Genomic DNA, 18,276 nt, shown 5'->3' with positions numbered 1-18,276 from the left:
CGTCTGGGCAGGGGGCTTACTGACCGGCCAGGCCCGTGTGGGCCACGCCGCTGATGATCTGCCGCTGGAAGAAGACGAAGACGACGACCAGGGGCAGGCCCGCCATCAGGCCGCCCGCCATGAGCTGCGCCCACTGGATGCCGTAGGAGTTCATGACGGTCGCGATGCCGTTCGGCATGGTCATCAGGTCGGGGTTGTTGGTCACCATGTAGGGCCACAGGAAGTTGTTCCAGGACGCGATGAACGTGAAGATCCCGACGGCGGAGAGCGAGGGCCGGGACAGCGGCAGCACGATGGTGAAGAAGACCCGCCAGCGTCCGGCCCCGTCGATGTACGCGGCCTCCTCCAGCTCGTGCGGGATCGACTGGAAGAACTTGTAGAGGATGTAGACCATCGCGGCGGGCGCGCACTGCGGCAGGATCATGCCCCAGTAGGTGTCGACCATCCCCATGGACTGCACGGTCGTGAAGAGCGGGACGCCGAGCACGGCGGGCGACACCATCAGGCCCGCCATCACCAGGCCGAGCAGCGCGTTCTTGCCCCGGAACTCGGTGCGCGCGAAGCCGTAGCCGGCGAGCGCGCTGACGAACACCACGATGAAGGTGACGCAGACCGAGACGACAGCTGAGTTCACGAACCAGTTGGTGATGTTGCCGCTCTCGAAGAGCGCCTTCCACGCCTGGCCCGTCCACTGTTGGGGCACCCAGTGGGTGGGCACCTCGACGGCCTCGGTCTCCGACTTCAGCGAGGTGAACAGGGCCCACAGGAGCGGCGTCATCCACAGCGCGGAGACGAGGACGCCGAGCGCGGTGAGCGCGATCTGGCTCGGGGTCCACTTCTTCTTGTTCTTCTTGCCGCTGTTCTTCCGTACGACGACGGTCGTGCTCATCGCACGCCCTCCTCACGCTTGCGCAGGAGCCACATCCGGCCGAGGGCGACGGCCGCGATGAGCACGAAGAAGATGATGGAGATCGCGGAGGCGTAGCCCACGCGGTAGGCGGTGAAGCCCTCTTCGAGCGTGTACTGGACGAAGGTCCGGGTGCTTTCCTCAGGTCCTGGCCCGAAGTCCTGCATCACCACGGCCTGGTCGAAGACCTGGAGCGAGGCGAGGATCTGCAGCGTGATCACGAGGCCGGTGATGTTGCGCAGCATCGGCAGGGTGATGTGCGCCAGCCGCTGCCAGGCGCCCGCGCCGTCGAGCTCGGCGGCCTCGTACAGATGCGTCGGGATGTTCTGCAGCGCCGCGAGGAAGAGCAGGAAGCTGAACCCGACCGTCCACCACAGGGTGGTGATCACGACGGCGAGCATCGCGGTGGACTTCTGGGTCAGCCAGGGCGTGTCGAGGCCGAAGACATGGTTGATCATTCCGGTGCCCGGGTTGAACAGCCACTGCCACAGGTTGCCCGCGACCGTCGACGGCAGCAGGAAGGGGGCGAAGAAGCAGAGCCGCCACAGCCACTTGGCGCGCTCGATGTGGTGGGCGAGCAGCGCGAGGAGGAACGCGAGGACGACGATGCAGGGCACCACGAGCAGCGTGAAGTACGCACTGTGGCCCAGAGAGTCCCACATGAGCGGGTTGTCGAAGGCCTCGCGGTAGTTGTCGAGACCCACGAAGCGTTCGCCGGTGCCGGAGATGTTGGCGTCGGTGAAGCTCAGCCACAGGCCGCGGCCGATCGGGAGCAGCACGAACAGCGCGAAGAGGACCAGGAACGGGGCGACGAACCAGCCGCCGTGCTGGAAGCGCCGGGTGAGGCGTGTCCGCAGCGATTCGGCGTCCGCCACCGGGGCGGGCCGTACGGCGGCCGGTGCGACCGCGGTGTCGATGGCGCTCACGCGGCGGGCCCTCCCTCGGCGGCGGATCGGCCTTCCATCGGGTTCTTCATGGCGACCAGCTTTTCGAGTACGCCCTTCATGCGGCGGGCCGTGGCGTCCGGCTTGGCGGAGCCGACGTTGGAGGAGGCGATGACGGGGCCGATGCGCTGGGCCAGGAGCCCGGTGGATCCCGCGAACCAGGCGGGCGGTTCGACCGCCATGTGGTCCATCGCCGAGACGTACTCGGACTGGGGCTTGAGCGACATGTATTTCTTGTCGTCGAGCGTCGGCAGATAAGCGGGGATGTGGCCGCCGCGCGCCCAGGCCGTGGCGTTCTTGACCACGTACGCGGCCAGTTGGTGCGCTCCCTGGTTGGTGGCGCCGCCGCGCCGCGACTGGTGCGGCAGGACGAAGCAGTGCGACTCGGTGTGCGTGGCGGGTTCGCCGAAGACGGGCGGCAGCGGGGTCGCGCCGTACCTCAGTTTCGCGCCGTTGAAGACCGGCACCGACCAGTTGCCCTCCCAGGTGAAGGCGGAGCCGTTGACGAAGGACTCGCCGTCGGCGATGCCGATCGCGGTGGAGTAGCCGTCGGTCAGGTGCTGCCGCAAAAATTCCAGAACCTGGGTGGCCTTGTCGGTGTCGAGGGTGACGTCCCGGCCGTCGGCGCTGAGGCAGGTGCCGCCGAGCTGGGTGTAGAAGGAGAGGAAGAACCACCAGGAGAAGTTCGGTTCGTCGGCCTTGATGCCGATGGTGTGGACGTCCCCCTTGACCGCCTTCTTGGCTGCCTTCAGCGCTGTGAACCAGTCCTCGGTCGAGGTGACCTTCGCCAGATCACCGTGCGCACCGAGCAGTCCCGCCTTCTCGCACACGTCCTTGCGGTAGAAGCAGAGCTGGGCGTGGATGTCGAGGGGAAGACCGTAGAGCTTGCCGTCGACCACGGCGCGCTTCCAGAGGACCGGGTTGAAATCCGCCTCGCGCACGCCGTACTCGGCGAGCAGCCGCACGTCCCAGGGGTCGAGCAGCTGTCCGGGCGCGAAGCCGGGGATCCGGCCCAGGTGCATCACCGCGAGGTCGGGGGCGCGGTTCCCTGACGCCGCCATGGCGAGCTTGGTGTAGTACGGGTTGCCCCACTGGAGGGTCGAGTCCTTGACGTCGACCTGGGGGTGCGCGGCGCGGAAGGCGTCAAGCATCGCGATCATGTTGGCGCCGTCGCCGCCGGAGAACAGATTCCAGTAGCGGACCCGTACGTCCGCGTCCGACGCGATCGCCGACGCACTGCGGTTCGCGGCGGCGAGTCCGAAGCTGCCCGCGACGGCGAGCGCTCCGATGGAGCCGAGCACACCTCGTCGGCTCGGGAGGGGTGGTGACATTGCGGCTCACTTCTGTCCGATATATCGAATGCTGCTCGCAACTTCGAACGGACCGTAAGGTTGAACGCCGGGCGCGTCAACGGTTCCGACAGAGCCGGGAGTGAAGTCCCGTGATTTCGCGGGAAGTTGTTCGAGATCACGAACCCCGGGGCGCACCTCGGCCACTTCCTGCGCAATGCGTTGACGGGCCGTCCTCCGCATATCTAAGTTGCCGTTCGACCTACTGATCAGCGTTCGACATCTCGCACGAGGACTGGGGCACGCATGGCACGCAGACGATGGAGACTCGGGCTCACCCTGGGAGCCCTGCTCGCCGGAACGCTCACCGCGGGACCCACCGCCGCGGCCGAACCCACCGACTACACGATCGACGTCGACCCGACCCGCACCGGCGCGAAGATCGACGACTCGATGTACGGCGTCTTCTACGAGGACATCAACCGGGCGGCGGACGGCGGCCTCTACGCCGAGCTCGTCCAGAACCGCTCCTTCGAGTACACAGCCGCCGACAACGCCTCCTACAAGCCGCTGACCTCATGGGAGACGTCCGGCTCCGCCGAGGTGCTGAACGACGACGGCCGCCTCAACGCCCGCAACCGCACCTACCTCTCGCTGGGCGGCGGTTCATCCGTCACCAACACCGGTTACAACACCGGCCTCGCGGTCGCCAAGGGCAAGCGCTACGACTTCTCGGTCTGGGCCCGCACCGGCGGGACCCAGAAGGCTCCGCTGACCCTCAGCCTGCGCGACGCATCCGGCGACCTCGCCCCGGCGCGCCGGGTCACCGCGCGCGGCGGCTGGGCGAAGTACAAGGCCTCGTTCACCGCGGGACGCACCTCCGCGACCGGCCGGCTCACGGTCGCGTCGGACGCCCCCGTCGCGCTCGACGAGGTATCCCTCTTCCCCCGCGACACCTACAAGGGCCGTACGAACGGCCTGCGCAAGGACCTCGCCCAGAAGATCGCCGACCTCAAGCCCGGCTTCCTGCGCTTCCCGGGCGGCTGCCTGGTCAACACCGGCTCCCACGAGGGGTACGACGAGAAGTCCGGCTGGCAACGCAAGCGCTCCTACCAGTGGAAGGACACCATCGGGCCCGTCGAGGAGCGGGCCACCAACGCCAACTTCTGGGGGTACAACCAGAGTTACGGCCTCGGCTACTACGAGTACTTCCAGTTCGCCGAGGACACCGGCGCCATGCCGCTGCCCGTCGTGCCCGCCCTGGTGACCGGCTGCGGCCAGAACAAGGCCACCGACGACCCGGCACTCCTCAAGCGGCACATCCAGGACACCCTGGACCTCATCGAGTTCGCCAACGGCCCGGCGACGAGCGAGTGGGGCAAGAAGCGGGCGGCGATGGGCCACCCCGCGCCCTTCCACCTGACCCACCTGGAAGTCGGCAACGAGGAGAACCTTCCCGAGGAGTTCTTCGCCCGCTTCAAGGAGTTCCGCGCGGCCATCGAGGCGAAGCACCCGGACATCACCGTGATCTCCAACTCCGGCCCCGACGACAGCGGTTCGACCTTCGACAAGGCCTGGCAGCTCAACCGTGACGCGGACGTCGCCATGGTCGACGAGCACTACTACAACAGCCCGCGGTGGTTCCTGGAGAACAACGACCGCTACGACTCCTACGACCGCGAGGGCCCCAAGGTCTTCCTCGGCGAATACGCCTCGCAGGGCAACACGTTCTCCAACGCCCTGTCCGAGGCCGCCTTCATGACCGGCATCGAGCGCAACGCCGACGTCGTCAAGCTCGCCTCGTACGCCCCGCTGCTCGCCAACGAGGACTACGTGCAGTGGAAGCCGAACATGATCTGGTACGACAACGACCAGTCATGGGGCTCGGCCAACTACGAGACGCAGAAGCTCTTCATGCGCAACGTCGGCGACGAGGTCGTGCCGTCCACGGCATCCGGCACCCCCGCCACGTCCGGTCCCATCACCGGCGCCGTCGGCCTTTCCACCTGGGCGACCACCGCCGCGTACGACGATGTGAAGGTCACCGGCGAGGACGGCGAGACGCTCCTGTCCGACGACTTCTCCGGCGGTGACGGCAAGTGGAGCAAGGCGGCGGGCAAGGGGGCCTGGGCCGTCCAGGACGGCGCGTACGTGCAGTCCGACGAGACCGCCGAGAACACCCTGGTCACGGCGGGCGACAAGAGCTGGCAGAACTACGACCTGAACGTGAAGGCCACCAAGAAGTCCGGCAAGGAGGGCTTCATGGTCGCCTTCGGGGTCAAGGACACCGGCAACCACTACTGGTGGAACCTGGGCGGCTGGAACAACAGCCAGTCGGCCGTCGAGAAGTCCGTCGACGGCGCGAAGCAGACCATGGTCCAGGACACGACGACCATCGAGACGGGCCGCAGCTACGACCTGCGCGTGGAGGTGCGCGGCCGCCAGGTGACGCTCTTCCTCGACGGCGAGAAGTGGGGCTCCTTCACGGACGACAAGCCCGCCGAGCCGTTCCGCCAGGTCGTCACCCGGGACAAGGCCAACGGTGACCTCATCGTCAAGGTCGTCAACGCGCAGGGCTCCGATGCCCGCACCAAGGTCGGCCTCGGATCGGGCACGCGGGTCGGGCGGACTGCGAAGGTGACCACGCTCGCCGCGGAAGCGGCCGCGGAGAACACGAAGGACGCGACGCCGGTCAGACCGGTGACCTCGACGTTCAAGGGCGTGTCCGACGCGTTCTCGTACACGTTCCCGGCGCATTCGATCACTTTCATGAGGATCAAGACCGGCTGACCGCGCCTAGTGGCTTACTGAATGTGCCGAGAGATCGACCGACCGTGCCGAGAGGCTGACCGAGAAAGATCCTTCCGCGCGGCAACCTTTCCGGCGCGCGGCGGGGACAAGGGGGTGGCGGCCGCCCGGAGGGCAAGGGGTTCCCGGGCCGCCGCCGCACCACACCCCCCTAGGAGAGGAACGTCTGCTGTGAGCAGCGGCACCGGACGCCACCGCAGGACCCGCACGATCACCGTCGCCGCCGCCGTCGCCGTGGCGGCGGGCGCGGGAGGCCTCTGTCTGGGTCTGGCTCCGGACGACGCGGACGCCGCGAGCAGCGATGTCGTCGTGTCGACCGCCGCGGCCCTGGAGTCCGCGGTGGCGAACGCGTCGGCGGGGACCACGATCCAGGTGCGGGGCGGCACGTACTACCCGGCCAAGACCCTGAAGTCGACAGCGGACGGCAGTGCCTCCGCGCGGATCACACTCACCGCGTACGGCAGCGAGAAGGTGAAGATCGACGGTTCGAAGCTCGCCGCGGGCTCCTGGCTCGCCGGGATCTACGGCGATCACTGGACGGTGCAGAATCTGACCTTCCAGAACTCCCCCGCCCAGGGCTTCGTCGCCACCTCGTCCGTCGGCGGCATCTTCAAGAACATGGTCACCGCCGACAACGGCGACTCCGGGTTCACCCTGCGTGGCGACGGCACGACCGACAACCTGGTGCGGAACCTCGACAGCCACGGCAACTACGACGCCGCCACGCACGGCCAGAACGCCGACGGCCTCGCCGTGAAGTTCGGCTCGGGCACCGGCAACAAGATCACCGGGGCCCGTCTGTTCAACAACGCCGACGACGGCCTGGACCTGTGGCAGTACGCCTCCCCCGTCACCGTCGAGCACTCCTGGGCGTTCGGCAACGGCAAGAACCGCTGGAACGACTCCGCCTGGGAGGGCAACGGCAACGGGTTCAAGCTGGGCGGCGGCGGTGCGAGCGCCGCGCACCTGGTGAACAACAACGCGGCCTGGGACAACACGCTCCACGGCTTCACCGAGAACTCCAATCCGGGCGCGATCAATCTCAATCGCAACACCGCGTACGCCAACAAGGAGTCCGGCTTCTACTGCGCGACGGGCAAGGGCCGCCTGGCCCGCAACCTCGCCGTCGGCAACGGCACGGGCCCGGCGAAACTCGGCTCCGGCACGGTCTCGGCAGGCAACAACTGGGACAGCGGTGTCGCGACCCCGGCCTTCCGGTCCACGGACGCCACCACGGTGTACGGCGCCCGCCAGACGGGCGGCGCCCTGCCCGCGACGACGTTCCTGACGACGGGCAGCACCGGCATCGGCTCGACCATGAACTGAGTGTCGACGGCATCATGCCTGGTCAGCGGGGTTGCGGGAAGATCGTGGAAGGCTCGCGGAGGGCTCAGCGGGGGTTCGGTTGGCGGGTGGGGACAGGGCAATGACAGGATGAGGACCATGACAATCAAGGCCTATTTCGACATCACCATCGACGGCCAGCCTGAAGGCCGCATCACGTTCGACCTCTTCGACGACGTCGTGCCGAAGACCGCGGAGAACTTCCGCGCGCTCGCCACCGGCGAGAAGGGCTTCGGCTACGCCGGCTCGAAGTTCCACCGCGTCATTCCGGACTTCATGCTCCAGGGCGGCGACTTCACCGCCGGCAACGGCACGGGCGGCAAGAGCATCTACGGCGAGAAGTTCCCCGACGAGAACTTCCAGCTCAAGCACACCAAGCCCGGCCAGCTGTCGATGGCCAACGCGGGCCCCAACACCAACGGCTCGCAGTTCTTCATCACCACGATCGCCACGACCTGGCTCGACGGCAAGCACGTGGTCTTCGGTGAGGTCGCGGACGAGGAGAGCCTGGCCCTCGTCAAGAAGATCGAGAGCTTCGGCTCGCAGTCCGGCGCCACCAAGGCCGAGATCGCCATCTCCGCCTCCGGCACCCTCTAGGACCTCGCGGGTAGGACCTGGCCTGAGCCCCCGCCTCGTGAGGCGGGGGCTCACCCATGCCCGGGTCCGCCCCTTCAGCCCAGTCCGGTCGCATACCGCAGGCCGCCGAGCAGGTGGGCGCGGAAGTCCGGGTCCGCGTACGCCTCGTCCGCGTGGCCGAGCGCCGTGTAGAACATCGGGCCGCCGCCGTGCTCGTGGCACCACACCAGAGGGTGGTCGGCGCCCATCCCGCCGCCTTCGTACGAGGCTTCGTCGGCGGAGGCCAGGACCCGCACCGCTCCCCGGGGCGAGGCCCGGAAGTCGTACCACTCGTCGGTGAAATCCCAGGTGGCGGCGAGGTGCGCGGTGGCGGGATGCGCGTGGTCCTCGACGGTCAGGCGGCCGGGCTGGCAGGCGGGATGGCGGGCGAAGCGCGCGCCGAGGAGTTCGCCGTAGTACGGCCAGTCGTACTCGGTGCAGGCGGCGGCGTGGACGCCCATGAAGCCGCCGCCCGCCGACCGGTGTGCGCGCAGCGCCTCCCGTCCGGTGGGGGTGAGGACCTCGCCGCTGGTGGAGAGGAAGACGATCGCCGCGTAGCCGGACAGGTCCTGCTCGAAGGCGGCCGGATCCTCGGTCGCGTCGGCGGAGCAGCCGGTCCCGGCTGCGAGCTCGCGCAGGGCGGCGACTCCGGCGGGGATCGACGCGTGCCGGTAGGCGGTCGTTCGGCTGTAGATCAGCAGGCGGGGGCTCATGGATCCTGATCGTAGAAGCCGTCGCCGGAGATCGCCGGTCGCCGGGCACGGCCCTGCCACCCCTCGCGCCCCACTGGTTGAGCATGCGCGCGCCCGCGTACGTATGTACGGGAGACACCATCCTCCCCTACCCGGAGGCCTCCCATGGCAGACGCGGGCAACGTCACCGCTCTCTTCCGCGCGTCCACCGCGCACACCCCCTCGTACTCCGCGCTGAACAGGGCGGCGGACAGCGGACAGCCGCTCGTCGACTTCTGCATCCCGTGCAATCCGTACTTCCCGACACCGGAGATGTACGAGGAGCTCGGCGGCCGACTGCGGGACATCCTCACGTACTACCCGAGCGGCGCTGACATCATCGCGGCCGAGCTCAGCGCCGTGCTCGGGCTCAATCCGCAGACCGTCGTCATGGGCAACGGGTCGACCGAACTCATCACCTGGATCGACCACTTGCTGGTGCGCGACGCCCTGGCGGTGCCCGTGCCGACGTTCGGGCGGTGGACCGATCAGTCGATGGAGACCGGCAAGCGCGTGGACATGTTCCTGCTTGCGGAGGCCGACGGGTTCGCGCTCGATCCGTCGGCCTACGTCGACTTCGTTCGCGCCCGGGGTTCTCGTACAGCGGTCGTCTGCAACCCCAACAACCCGGACGGAGGCATGCTCCCGCGCCGCTCCGTGCTCGCGCTGCTCGACGCGCTGCAGGACCTCGACCTGGTCGTCGTCGACGAGTCGTTCCTGGAGTTCGCCGACGCGGGAGCGGAGTCGAGCGTCGCCGACGAGGCGGTTCTCCGGCCCAATGTCATCGTGCTGCGCAGTCTCGGCAAGAACTTCGGGCTGCACGGCGTGCGCTTCGGCTATCTCGTCGCCAATCCCGGGCTCGCGGGCAGAGTGCGCGCCGCGCTGCCGAAGTGGAACCTCAACTCCTTCGCGGAGACGGTGGTCTTCATGCTCAAGCGGCACCGCCACGCCTACGATCTGAGCCTGCGACAGGTGCGCCGTGACCGCCAGGAGATGATCTGGCACCTCGGTCGGCTTCCCGGACTCACCAGCTATCCCTCGCAGGGGAACTTCGTGTACGTGCGGCTGCCCGACGGCGTCGACGGAGTGGTCCTGCGCGACCGGCTCCTCGCGGAGCACGGCATCCTGGTCCGCGAGTGCGGCAACAAGATCGGCAGCTCCAGCCGCTTCCTGCGCCTGGTGGTCCGGCCGCCGGTCGACGTACAGCACCTGGTGAGCGGTCTCGAACAGGCGCTGTACGCGACCGGGGGCGCCGGGCTCCTTCCGGTCCCCTACGGCACGGGGAACCCCGCGGTGGACCGTCTGGTGATGCGGGCCTGATCCATGCCGACCAGGCCTGCCATCCGGGCCTGGGTCATCGGTGCGCGAAGCCGCTCATGGCCTCGGTCGGCACTCCGTCGTAGTCGAAGAGCGCCTGATTCTCCCAGGCGTTGCCCGTCGAGGGGTCCGTCGGGTCCCAGCCGTTGCCCTCGACGGCGGTCCAGGTGGCGTCCCACCAGAAGACGCCGAGGCCACGGCGGGACGGGACTGCCTCGACGACGCTCTGGATGTCGCGGAACCAGGCCGCCTGGCCCGCCTCGGTCGCGGGGTAGCCGCCGACGAGTTCCTCGGTCTTGTCGATGACGTTCTCCCAGCCGTCGTCGCTGTCCAGGCGGAAGGGGTAGGCCGTCTCGGCGACGTAGAGCGGCTTGGCGTAGCGCGCGGCGAGATCGTCCATGTTGGCCTGGAGGTCGCGGAGGGCTCCGTGCCAGTAGCCGTAGAAGGACAGCCCGATCACGTCGAAGGGCACCTTGCGGGAGACCGCGTTGTCGAACCACGTGCGGTACAGGGCGTTGTCGCCGCCGTTGGCGAGATGAAGGGCGACGAGGGTGCTCGACGACACGGCCTTCGCGGCCGTGGCTCCCGCCGTCAGGAGTCCGGCAAGCTGCGCCCAGTCGGAGGTCGATCCTGTGGGCCACAGCATGCCTCCGTTCAGCTCGTTGCCGATCTGCACCATGTCGGCGGTGGTGCCCTGGGCCTTGAGCGCGTTCAGGACGTCGTACGTGTGGTCGTGGACGTCGGTCTTCAACTGGGCGTAGGAGTGCCCCTGCCAGGCCGACGGGATCGTCTGGGCGCCCGGGTCGGTCCAGGTGTCGGAGTAGTGGAAGTCGACGAGGAGCTTCATGCCCCGCGCCTTGACGCGCTTGGCCACGGCAAGGACGCGGGCCTTGTCGCAGTAGCCGTCGGCCGGGTCGACCCACACACGAAGGCGGGCGTAGTTCATCCCGGCGGACTTGAGCACGGCGACGGCGTCGGCCGTGGCGCCCGATCCGGTGCGGTAGACGTCGCCGAAGTCCTCGCTCTTCTTGAGTGAGGAGATGTCAGCGCCCTTGATGGACAGGCCTGTTGAGCCGGGTGTGAGCGTGATGTCGTCGAAGTTCGCCCAGTTCCCCGCGTTCGCGTCGGAGTACAGGCGGACGGTGCACGCGTTGCCGGTCACCGTGACGGAGGTGACGAGGCGGATCCACGCGCCGTTCGGGGTGGGCGGCAGGTCGGTGCGCTGTTCGGCGGAGCCGCTCTTGAGGGCCAGGTAGGCAGAGTTCTGCCCGCCGCTGGAACGTACCCAGGCGGTGAGCGTGTACGTGCCGTTGGTGAGGCCGGTGAGGTACTGGCAGGTCTCCACCTTGTACGCCGACGCCGACCAGTGCGACAGACGTCGGCCGCCGGTACGGCCACCCGCCTCCGCGAAGGAGGCGGCGCCGGTGCCGTAGGCGCTCCAGCCGGTGGTGCCGCTCTCGAATCCCCCGTTGGTGAGGGTGGACGCGGCGCTCGCCGACCGGGCGGGCAGGGCCATGACGGCCGCGCCGCCGAGCGCCGCCGCCAGGACGGCTCTGCGGCTGGCGCGCGAGCCTCTTTCCGGTATCCCGATTCCGGGTGTTCCGTTTCCGTGCATCGTCGATGTCCCTTCGACTTCGCGGTACGTGGAGTGGGGAGGAGGTGAGGGGTTGGTGGGGGGGGGGAGCCAAGAGGGGGGGGGGTAGAAACACAGCAGAGGGGGGGGCCCCAAAAACAAACCCGCAAGGGGGGGGGGGGGGGGGGGCGGGGTGCCGCGCCTCCCCCCCCCCCCCCCCCCCCCCCCCCCCCCCCCCCCCCCCCCGGACCGGGTGGGGTCCCCCACGGACCCGCCCGGCGTGTGGGGGGCGGGTCAGCCGTCGAGGCGTACGACCCGTACCGCGCCCGCGGGCACCGCCAGGCGGCCCGCGGCGCGCTCGCCGGTGAGGAGTTCGGTGCCGTGGGCGTCGAGCGGCACCTTGGCGTCGGACTCGGAGTGGTTGATGGCGAAGACGTAGGTTCCGGTGTCGCCCCGACGGGTCACCACCTCGACGTCACGCGGGAGTTCGGGTCGCTCGGTGACGCCCGCGTCGGCGCAGGCGGCGGCGAGCAGCGTGTCGAGATCGCGGGCGGTCAGTCGTGTGGTGACGTACCAGGCGGTGCCCTCGCCGAGTTGGTTCCGGGTGACGGCGGGGTGCCCCGCCGCCAGGCCGTCCGCGTACGTCCACACGGCATCGGCGCCGCGCTCCACGACGAACTCGGTCCATACGTCTGCGGTGAGTTCGGCGCCGTCGGGGCCCGTGATGCGCACCGACTGCCCGTCGAGCAGCGGTGAGAACTCCTCGACGGTCAGGCCGAGCACGTCGCGCAGCGCGCCGGGGCAGGGGCCGGGATGCACGGCGTCGTGCTCGTCGACGATGCCGGAGAAGTAGGAGACGAGGAGGGTGCCGCCCTGCACCACGTAGTTCTTGAGGTTGAGCGCGGCGGCCTCCGTCGCCAGATAGAGCGCGGGCACGACGACCAGGGGATACGCCGAAAGATCGGCCTCCGGGTGGGCGAAGTCGACGGTGAGGTGGCGGTCGTAGAGTGCCTCGTAGAACGTGTCGGCGCGCTCCCGTGCGTCGTGGTCCTCGCTGGGCCGCCACTGGAGTGTCTGCGCCCACCAGGAGTGCCAGTCCCACAGCATCGCGACGTCGGCGACGGTCCTCGTGCCCTTCAGTGACGTCAACTCCCCCACTGAGGAACCGAGTTCCACGACCTCGCGCCACACCCGCGAGTCCGTCCCGGCGTGCGGCAGCATCGCCGAGTGGAACTTCTCCGCGCCGCGCCGCGACTGCCGCCACTGGAAGAACATGGCGCCCTCGGAGCCGCGCGCGACATGGGCCAGGGAGTTGCGGGCCATCTGCCCCGGCGCCTTCGCGGGGTTGCGGGGCTGCCAGTTGACGCCGGACGTGGAGTGCTCCAGGAGCAGCCAGGGTGCGCCGCCCGCGACGGAGCGGGTGAGGTCGGCGGACATGGCGAGGTTGACGTGGGTACGGCGGCCGTCGGTGATCAGATAGTGGTCGTTGGTGACGAGGTCGACCTCGCGGCCCCAGGCCCAGTAGTCCAAGGAGTCGCACTGGCTGAGCGCGGTCATGAAGTTGGTGGTGACGGGGGCGCCGGGAGCCAGCCGGTGCAGGATGTCGCGTTCCCGCACGAAGTTCTCGCGCAGGGTCGCGTCGGCGAACCTGCGGTAGTCAAGGGCCTGGGCCGGGTTGCCGACCGTGGGGGTCGCGCGCGGCGGCTCGATCTCTTCGAAGGAGCCGTAGCGCTGGCCCCAGAAGGTCGTGCCCCACGCCTCGTTGACCGCATCCACGCTCCCGTACGTCGCCTGGAGCCAGCCCCGGTAGTGGACGGCGCACGACAGGCAGTAGCAGGCGGAGACCGGCACGCCGAACTCGTTGTGGACGTGCCACATCGCGAGCGCCGGATGCGTGCCGTACCGGCGGGCCAGTTGCTCGGTGATGCCGGAGGACGCCTCACGGTAGGCGGCGTTGCTGTGGCAGATGGCGCCGCGTGAGCCGAACTCGTAGCGCACGCCCTCGGCGGTGACGGGCAGGGCATCGGGGTGCGCGCGGTAGAACCAGGCGGGCGGCGCGACCGTCGGGGTGCCGAGATCGACGCGGATGCCGTTCTCGTGCAGGAGGTCGAGGATCCGGTCGAGCCAGTCGAACTCGTAGACGCCCGGTGACGGTTCGAGCAGGGCCCAGGAGAAGATCCCGACGCTCACCATCGTGACGCCCGCCTCGCGCATCAGCGCCACGTCCTCGCGCCAGACGGTTTCCGGCCACTGCTCGGGGTTGTAGTCCCCACCGAAGGCGAGCCCGGTCAGGCCCGTGGGGGTGTTCTCCGGCATGGATCTCTCCCGAGTCATCGATCAATTGGGAACGTGCACACACACTTTCGCGGTTCTCAGTTCAACATAACCGCACAGCAACAACCATTGACAAGTGTCCTGGATGTTTCTCTACTGTGAACGCTCACAGATGCGTGGCAGGCCGCTCGACGCAGTCGGCACAGCCACCCGGTAAGGGGAGACCATCCATGCCGTTCACGAAGCACCGCCGCTTCTACGCCACTTCGCTCGCCCTCGCCCTCGGCGCCGCCACCCTCACCGCGTGCGGCTCGTCGGACGACGAGAGCCAGGCGGAGTCGGGCCCCGCCTCCCTGACGTACTGGGCCTGGACGCCCGGCATGGACAAGGTCGTCGATCTGTGGAACAAGGGCCCCGGCAAGAAGGAACAGATCAAGGTCACGGTCAAGAAGCAGGCGTCCGGCGACACCCTCGTCACCAAGATCCTCACCGCCCACAAGGCCAAGAAGGCCCCCGACCTGGTCCAGGCCGAGTACCAGGCGCTGCCGACCCTGGTCAGCAACGACGCGCTCGCCGACATATCCGGTGAAGTGGGCCGGGCGAAGGGCGAGTTCCCCAAGGGCGTCTGGCAGCAGACGACGCTCGGCTCCGACGCGGTGTACGCGGTGCCGCAGGACTCGGGGCCGATGATGTTCTACTACCGCGCGGACCTCTTCAAGAAGTACGACCTCAAGGTCCCCGCGACGTGGGAGGAGTTCGCCCAGACCGCCCGCGCGCTGAAGAAGAAGGACTCCGGCAAGGACCTCACCACGTTCTCCGCCAACGACTCCGGGCTCTTCGCGGGCCTCGCCCAGCAGGCCGGCGCCAAGTGGTGGACCACCAAGGGCGAGAAGTGGAAGGTCGGCATCGACGACGACGCCACCCGCAAGGTCGCCGACTTCTGGGGCGGCCTCGTCGAGGAAGGCGCCATCGACAACCAGCCGATGTACACCCCAGCCTGGAACAAAGCCCTGAACACCGGCAAGCAGATCGCCTGGGTCAGCGCCGTCTGGGCCCCCGGGACCCTCACCACGGCCGCGCCCGACACCAAGGGCAAGTGGGCCATGGCGCCGCTGCCGCAGTGGTCCAAGGGCGAGAACACCACCGGCAGCTGGGGCGGGTCGTCGACCGCCGTCACCACCGACAGCGACCACAAGGGCGCCGCGGCCAAGTTCGCCGCCTGGCTGAACACCGACCCGAAGGCCCTGGACGCCCTCGCGAAGGAAGGCGGCATCTACCCTGCCGCCACCGCCGCCCAGACCAGCGGCGCCTTCACCGAGCCCCCGGCCTTCTTCGCCGGCCAGAAGGACTTCTACCCGCGGGCCGCCGAGATCGCGAAGACCGCCGCGCCCGGCGCCTGGGGCCCGAACGTGAACGTCGCCTACACCTCGTTCAGGGACGCCTTCGGCTCGGCCGCCAAGAACAAGTCCGACTTCGGCGGCGCCCTGAACACCATGCAGGACACCACCGTGGCCGACCTGAAGAAGCAGGGCTTCGGAGTCGCGCCGTGACATCCGCACGCCCGCGCCGCCGCACCTCGTACGGGGTCAAGCGCGCCCCGTACGCGTTCCTGCTCCCCGCCACCCTGCTGTTCGCGCTCTTCTTCGCGCTGCCCATCGGGTACGCGCTCTGGCTCAGCCTGCACAAGGTCGAGGTGGAGGGCCTGGGCCTGGGCAAGGACGCCCGGCACGAGGTGTGGGCGGGGATCGGCAACTACACCGACGCCCTCACCGACTCCGAACTCCTGCACGGCGCGCTGCGCGTGCTCGGCTACGGCGCCATCGTCATCCCGGTGATGCTCGGCCTCGCCCTGCTCTTCGCGCTGCTCCTGGACACCGAGCGGGTGCGTCTCACCCCGTTCACCCGCCTCGCGATCTTCCTGCCGTACGCCGTGCCCGGGGTCATCGCCGCGCTCCTGTGGGGGTTCCTCTACCTCCAGGACGTCAGCCCGTTCTTCTTCGTCCTCGACAAACTGGGTCTGCCGCAGCCCGATCTGCTCGACGGCGGCCCGCTCTATTTCGCGCTCTCCAACATCGCGGTCTGGGGCGGCACCGGCTTCAACATGATCGTCATCTACACCTCGCTGCGGGCCATCCCTGCCGAGGTCCACGAGGCGGCGAAGCTGGACGGCTGCTCACAGCTGCAGATCGCGCTGCGGATCAAGATCCCGATGGTGGCGCCCTCGCTGGTGCTCACCTTCTTCTTCTCGATCATCGCGACGCTCCAGGTGTTCAGCGAGCCCACCACTCTCAAGCCGCTCACCAACTCCGTCTCCACCACGTGGAGTCCGCTGATGAAGGTGTACCAGGACGCCTTCGGCAAGGGTGACATCAACTCGGCTGCCGCCACCGCCGTGATCATCGCGGTCGCCACGCTCGTCCTGTCCTTCGGGTTCCTGCGCGCCGCGAACTCCCGCACCAAGAAGGAGGCGGCCCGATGAGCTCTCTCGCCGTCCGCAAGGCCCCGCCCGCCGCGGGCACCACCCCCGGCGCCGCACAGGGCCCGCCACCGCCCCGCCGCATCGCCCTGTTCCCGACCGCCGTCCTCGTGCTCGGCGCCCTGTACTGCCTGCTGCCCGTGCTCTGGGTGGTGATCGCCTCCACCAAGTCGGGGCGCGAACTGTTCTCCACGTTCACGTTCTGGCCCGGCAGCGGCTTCGCCGACAACGTCACGGACCTGTCCGCCTACCGCGACGGCATCTACTGGCGCTGGATGGGCAACTCCGCCCTCTACGCCGGTCTCGGCGCACTCCTGTCCACGGCCGTCTCCGCGGTCAGCGGCTACGCCCTCGCGGTCTACCGCTTCCGAGGCCGCGAGAGCGTGTTCAACATCCTCATGGCGGGCGTCCTGATGCCGCCGGTGATCCTGGCCGTACCGCAGTACCTACTGCTCGCGAAAGCCGATCTCACCGATTCGTACGCCTCGGTCCTCATGCCGCTCGTCCTCTCGCCCTACGGCGTGTATCTCGCCCGGATCTACGCCTCCGCGGCCGTGCCCGGCGATGTCGTGGAGGCGGGGCGGATGGACGGTGCGAGCGAGTGGCGGATCTTCACCCGGATCGCGCTTCCGATGATGGTGCCGGGCCTGGTGACGGTGTTCCTGTTCCAGTTCGTGGCGGTGTGGAACAACTTCCTGCTCCCCTACATCATGCTCAGCGACGACGAGAAGTTCCCCATCACGCTCGGCCTGTTCACGCTCCTGGAGCAGGGCTCCAACACCCCGGCGCTCTACACCCTCGTGATCACCGGCGCGCTCCTGGCCGTCGTGCCGCTCATCGCCCTCTTCCTGGTCATCCAGCGCTTCTGGAGCCTCGACCTGCTGTCCGGAGCCGTAAAGTCGTGACCATGAACGCAACGGGGGGCAGGCGCAGGCCGCCGACGATCCACGACGTGGCCCGCGAGGCAGGTGTCTCGCGCGGCACGGTGTCCCGCGTCCTCAACGGCGGACACTATGTGAGCCCCTCCGCCCAGGAGGCCGTCAACGCGGCCATCCGCAAGACCGGTTACGTCGTCAACCGGCACGCCCGCTCGCTGATAACGGGCCGCTCCGACTCCGTGGGCTTCCTCCTCACCGAACCGCAGGAGCGCTTCTTCGAGGACCCCAACTTCAATGTGCTGCTGCGGGGCTGCACGCAGGCGCTCGCCGCACACGACATCCCGCTGCTCCTGATGCTGGCCGGCACCCCGGACGAGCGTCGCCGCATCATGCGCTACATCACCGCGGGCCATGTCGACGGGGTGCTGCTGGTCTCCAGCCACTCCGGCGACCCCGTGGCGGACGAGCTGCGGGAGGCCGGGGTTCCCCTGGTGGCGTGCGGGAAGCCTATCGGCCAGGCCTCCAAGATGAGTTATGTCGCCGCGGACGACCGGGACGGCGCCCGCGACATGGTGCGCCATCTCCTCTCCCTCGGGCGGCGCCGCATCGGCACGGTGACCGGGCCGCTCGACACCCCCGGCGGTGTGGAACGGCTCGCGGGCTACCGGGAGGTCCTCGCCGAGGAGGGCATCGCGGTCGACGAGCGGCTCATCGCGTCCGGCGACTACAGCCGGGCCGGTGGTGAGGCCGCCGCCACCCGGCTCCTCGCCCGGGCACCCGACCTGGACGCCGTGTTCGTCGCATCGGACCTCATGGCGCAGGGCGTCCTGACGGCCCTCGACGGCGCGGAGCGCCGGGTCCCGCAGGACGTCGCGGTCGGCGGCTTCGACGACTCGCCCGCCGCCCTGACGGCCCGCCCCGAACTGACGACGGTCCGCCAGCCCTGGGACCGCATCAGCGCCGAGATGGTGCGGGTACTGCTCGCGCAGATCGGCGGTGAGGACCCGGCCGCGGTCATTCTGCCGACGGAGCTCGTGATCCGCGGATCGGCCTGACGTACCAAGACCCGGCCTGACGTACAAGGACGAGGCAGCGGGAGGGCCTGCGACGGCCTCCCACC

Annotated in this window: 14 protein-coding genes; 8 read left to right on the top strand and 6 right to left on the bottom strand. The window is 69.0% G+C overall.

Features of this window, described 5'->3' with window-relative positions; all coding sequences use genetic code 11:
• Positions 1 to 16: 16 nt before the first annotated feature.
• The 3 genes from ACZ5CR_RS30025 to ACZ5CR_RS30015 are packed head-to-tail and all read right to left on the bottom strand — an operon-like array spanning position 17 to position 3,182.
• Positions 17 to 889 (bottom strand): carbohydrate ABC transporter permease, encoded by an 873-nt coding sequence (locus ACZ5CR_RS30025; protein WP_468863071.1) that lies wholly within the window; start codon positions 887 to 889, stop codon positions 17 to 19.
• On the bottom strand, positions 886 to 1,824 hold the full coding sequence (locus tag ACZ5CR_RS30020) for a carbohydrate ABC transporter permease (RefSeq protein WP_468863218.1): 939 nt from the start codon (positions 1,822 to 1,824) through the stop codon (positions 886 to 888). Before ACZ5CR_RS30020 ends, ACZ5CR_RS30025 begins: the two co-directional genes overlap by 4 nt.
• Before the next feature lie 5 nt (positions 1,825 to 1,829).
• Entirely contained in the window at positions 1,830 to 3,182 is a 1,353-nt protein-coding gene (locus ACZ5CR_RS30015; protein WP_468863069.1) for an extracellular solute-binding protein, read from the bottom strand.
• Positions 3,183 to 3,446: 264 nt separating this feature from the next.
• Between ACZ5CR_RS30015 and ACZ5CR_RS30010 the strand changes: the two genes are divergently transcribed.
• The 3 genes from ACZ5CR_RS30010 to ACZ5CR_RS30000 all read left to right on the top strand — a co-directional run bounded on the left by ACZ5CR_RS30010 (position 3,447) and on the right by ACZ5CR_RS30000 (position 7,889).
• Complete coding sequence (locus ACZ5CR_RS30010; protein ID WP_468863066.1) at positions 3,447 to 5,930, top strand: alpha-L-arabinofuranosidase C-terminal domain-containing protein; 2,484 nt, start codon at positions 3,447 to 3,449, stop codon at positions 5,928 to 5,930.
• A gap of 189 nt (positions 5,931 to 6,119) precedes the next feature.
• Positions 6,120 to 7,274 (top strand): right-handed parallel beta-helix repeat-containing protein, encoded by a 1,155-nt coding sequence (locus tag ACZ5CR_RS30005; RefSeq protein WP_468863064.1) that lies wholly within the window; start codon positions 6,120 to 6,122, stop codon positions 7,272 to 7,274.
• 117 nt (positions 7,275 to 7,391) lie between these two features.
• Positions 7,392 to 7,889, top strand: coding sequence for a peptidylprolyl isomerase (locus ACZ5CR_RS30000; protein ID WP_468863062.1), 498 nt, complete (start codon positions 7,392 to 7,394; stop codon positions 7,887 to 7,889).
• A gap of 74 nt (positions 7,890 to 7,963) precedes the next feature.
• Here ACZ5CR_RS30000 and ACZ5CR_RS29995 read toward each other — a convergent pair whose 3' ends face one another.
• Positions 7,964 to 8,620, bottom strand: a complete 657-nt coding sequence (locus ACZ5CR_RS29995) for a ThuA domain-containing protein (protein ID WP_468863060.1) — start codon at positions 8,618 to 8,620, stop codon at positions 7,964 to 7,966.
• Between the two features lie 144 nt (positions 8,621 to 8,764).
• Here ACZ5CR_RS29995 and ACZ5CR_RS29990 point away from each other — a divergent pair, with 144 nt between their 5' ends.
• The gene (locus ACZ5CR_RS29990; RefSeq protein WP_468863058.1) at positions 8,765 to 9,958 is read left to right on the top strand and encodes a pyridoxal phosphate-dependent aminotransferase; all 1,194 of its coding nucleotides are present in this window, start codon (positions 8,765 to 8,767) and stop codon (positions 9,956 to 9,958) included.
• A 34-nt stretch (positions 9,959 to 9,992) separates the two neighbouring features.
• On the opposite strand, the gene ACZ5CR_RS29985 is transcribed toward ACZ5CR_RS29990, so the two are convergent.
• Together ACZ5CR_RS29985 and ACZ5CR_RS29980 are read right to left on the bottom strand one after the other, a co-directional pair.
• Entirely contained in the window at positions 9,993 to 11,570 is a 1,578-nt protein-coding gene (locus ACZ5CR_RS29985; RefSeq protein WP_468863056.1) for a glycosyl hydrolase 53 family protein, read from the bottom strand.
• A gap of 252 nt (positions 11,571 to 11,822) precedes the next feature.
• Positions 11,823 to 13,844: a beta-galactosidase gene (locus tag ACZ5CR_RS29980; protein ID WP_468863054.1), complete on the bottom strand. Its 2,022-nt coding sequence runs from the start codon at positions 13,842 to 13,844 to the stop codon at positions 11,823 to 11,825.
• Between the two features lie 188 nt (positions 13,845 to 14,032).
• On the opposite strand from ACZ5CR_RS29980, the gene ACZ5CR_RS29975 reads away from it, so the two are divergent.
• From ACZ5CR_RS29975 to ACZ5CR_RS29960, 4 genes are read left to right on the top strand one after another with little or no spacing between them, the layout of a single operon-like run.
• Complete coding sequence (locus ACZ5CR_RS29975; RefSeq protein WP_468863051.1) at positions 14,033 to 15,352, top strand: ABC transporter substrate-binding protein; 1,320 nt, start codon at positions 14,033 to 14,035, stop codon at positions 15,350 to 15,352.
• On the top strand, positions 15,349 to 16,281 hold the full coding sequence (locus ACZ5CR_RS29970; protein ID WP_468863048.1) for a carbohydrate ABC transporter permease: 933 nt from the start codon (positions 15,349 to 15,351) through the stop codon (positions 16,279 to 16,281). The genes ACZ5CR_RS29975 and ACZ5CR_RS29970 overlap by 4 nt, the downstream gene beginning before the upstream one ends.
• Complete coding sequence (locus ACZ5CR_RS29965; protein ID WP_468863046.1) at positions 16,278 to 17,183, top strand: carbohydrate ABC transporter permease; 906 nt, start codon at positions 16,278 to 16,280, stop codon at positions 17,181 to 17,183. The genes ACZ5CR_RS29970 and ACZ5CR_RS29965 overlap by 4 nt, the downstream gene beginning before the upstream one ends.
• Entirely contained in the window at positions 17,180 to 18,211 is a 1,032-nt protein-coding gene (locus tag ACZ5CR_RS29960) for a LacI family DNA-binding transcriptional regulator (protein ID WP_468863044.1), read from the top strand. The genes ACZ5CR_RS29965 and ACZ5CR_RS29960 overlap by 4 nt, the downstream gene beginning before the upstream one ends.
• Positions 18,212 to 18,276 lie beyond the last annotated feature (65 nt).

Source organism: Streptomyces sp. NPDC031274 (assembly GCF_055570235.1).
Note: the sequence above shows the minus strand (reverse complement) of the source record. Positions and strands in the feature narration are given on the sequence as shown.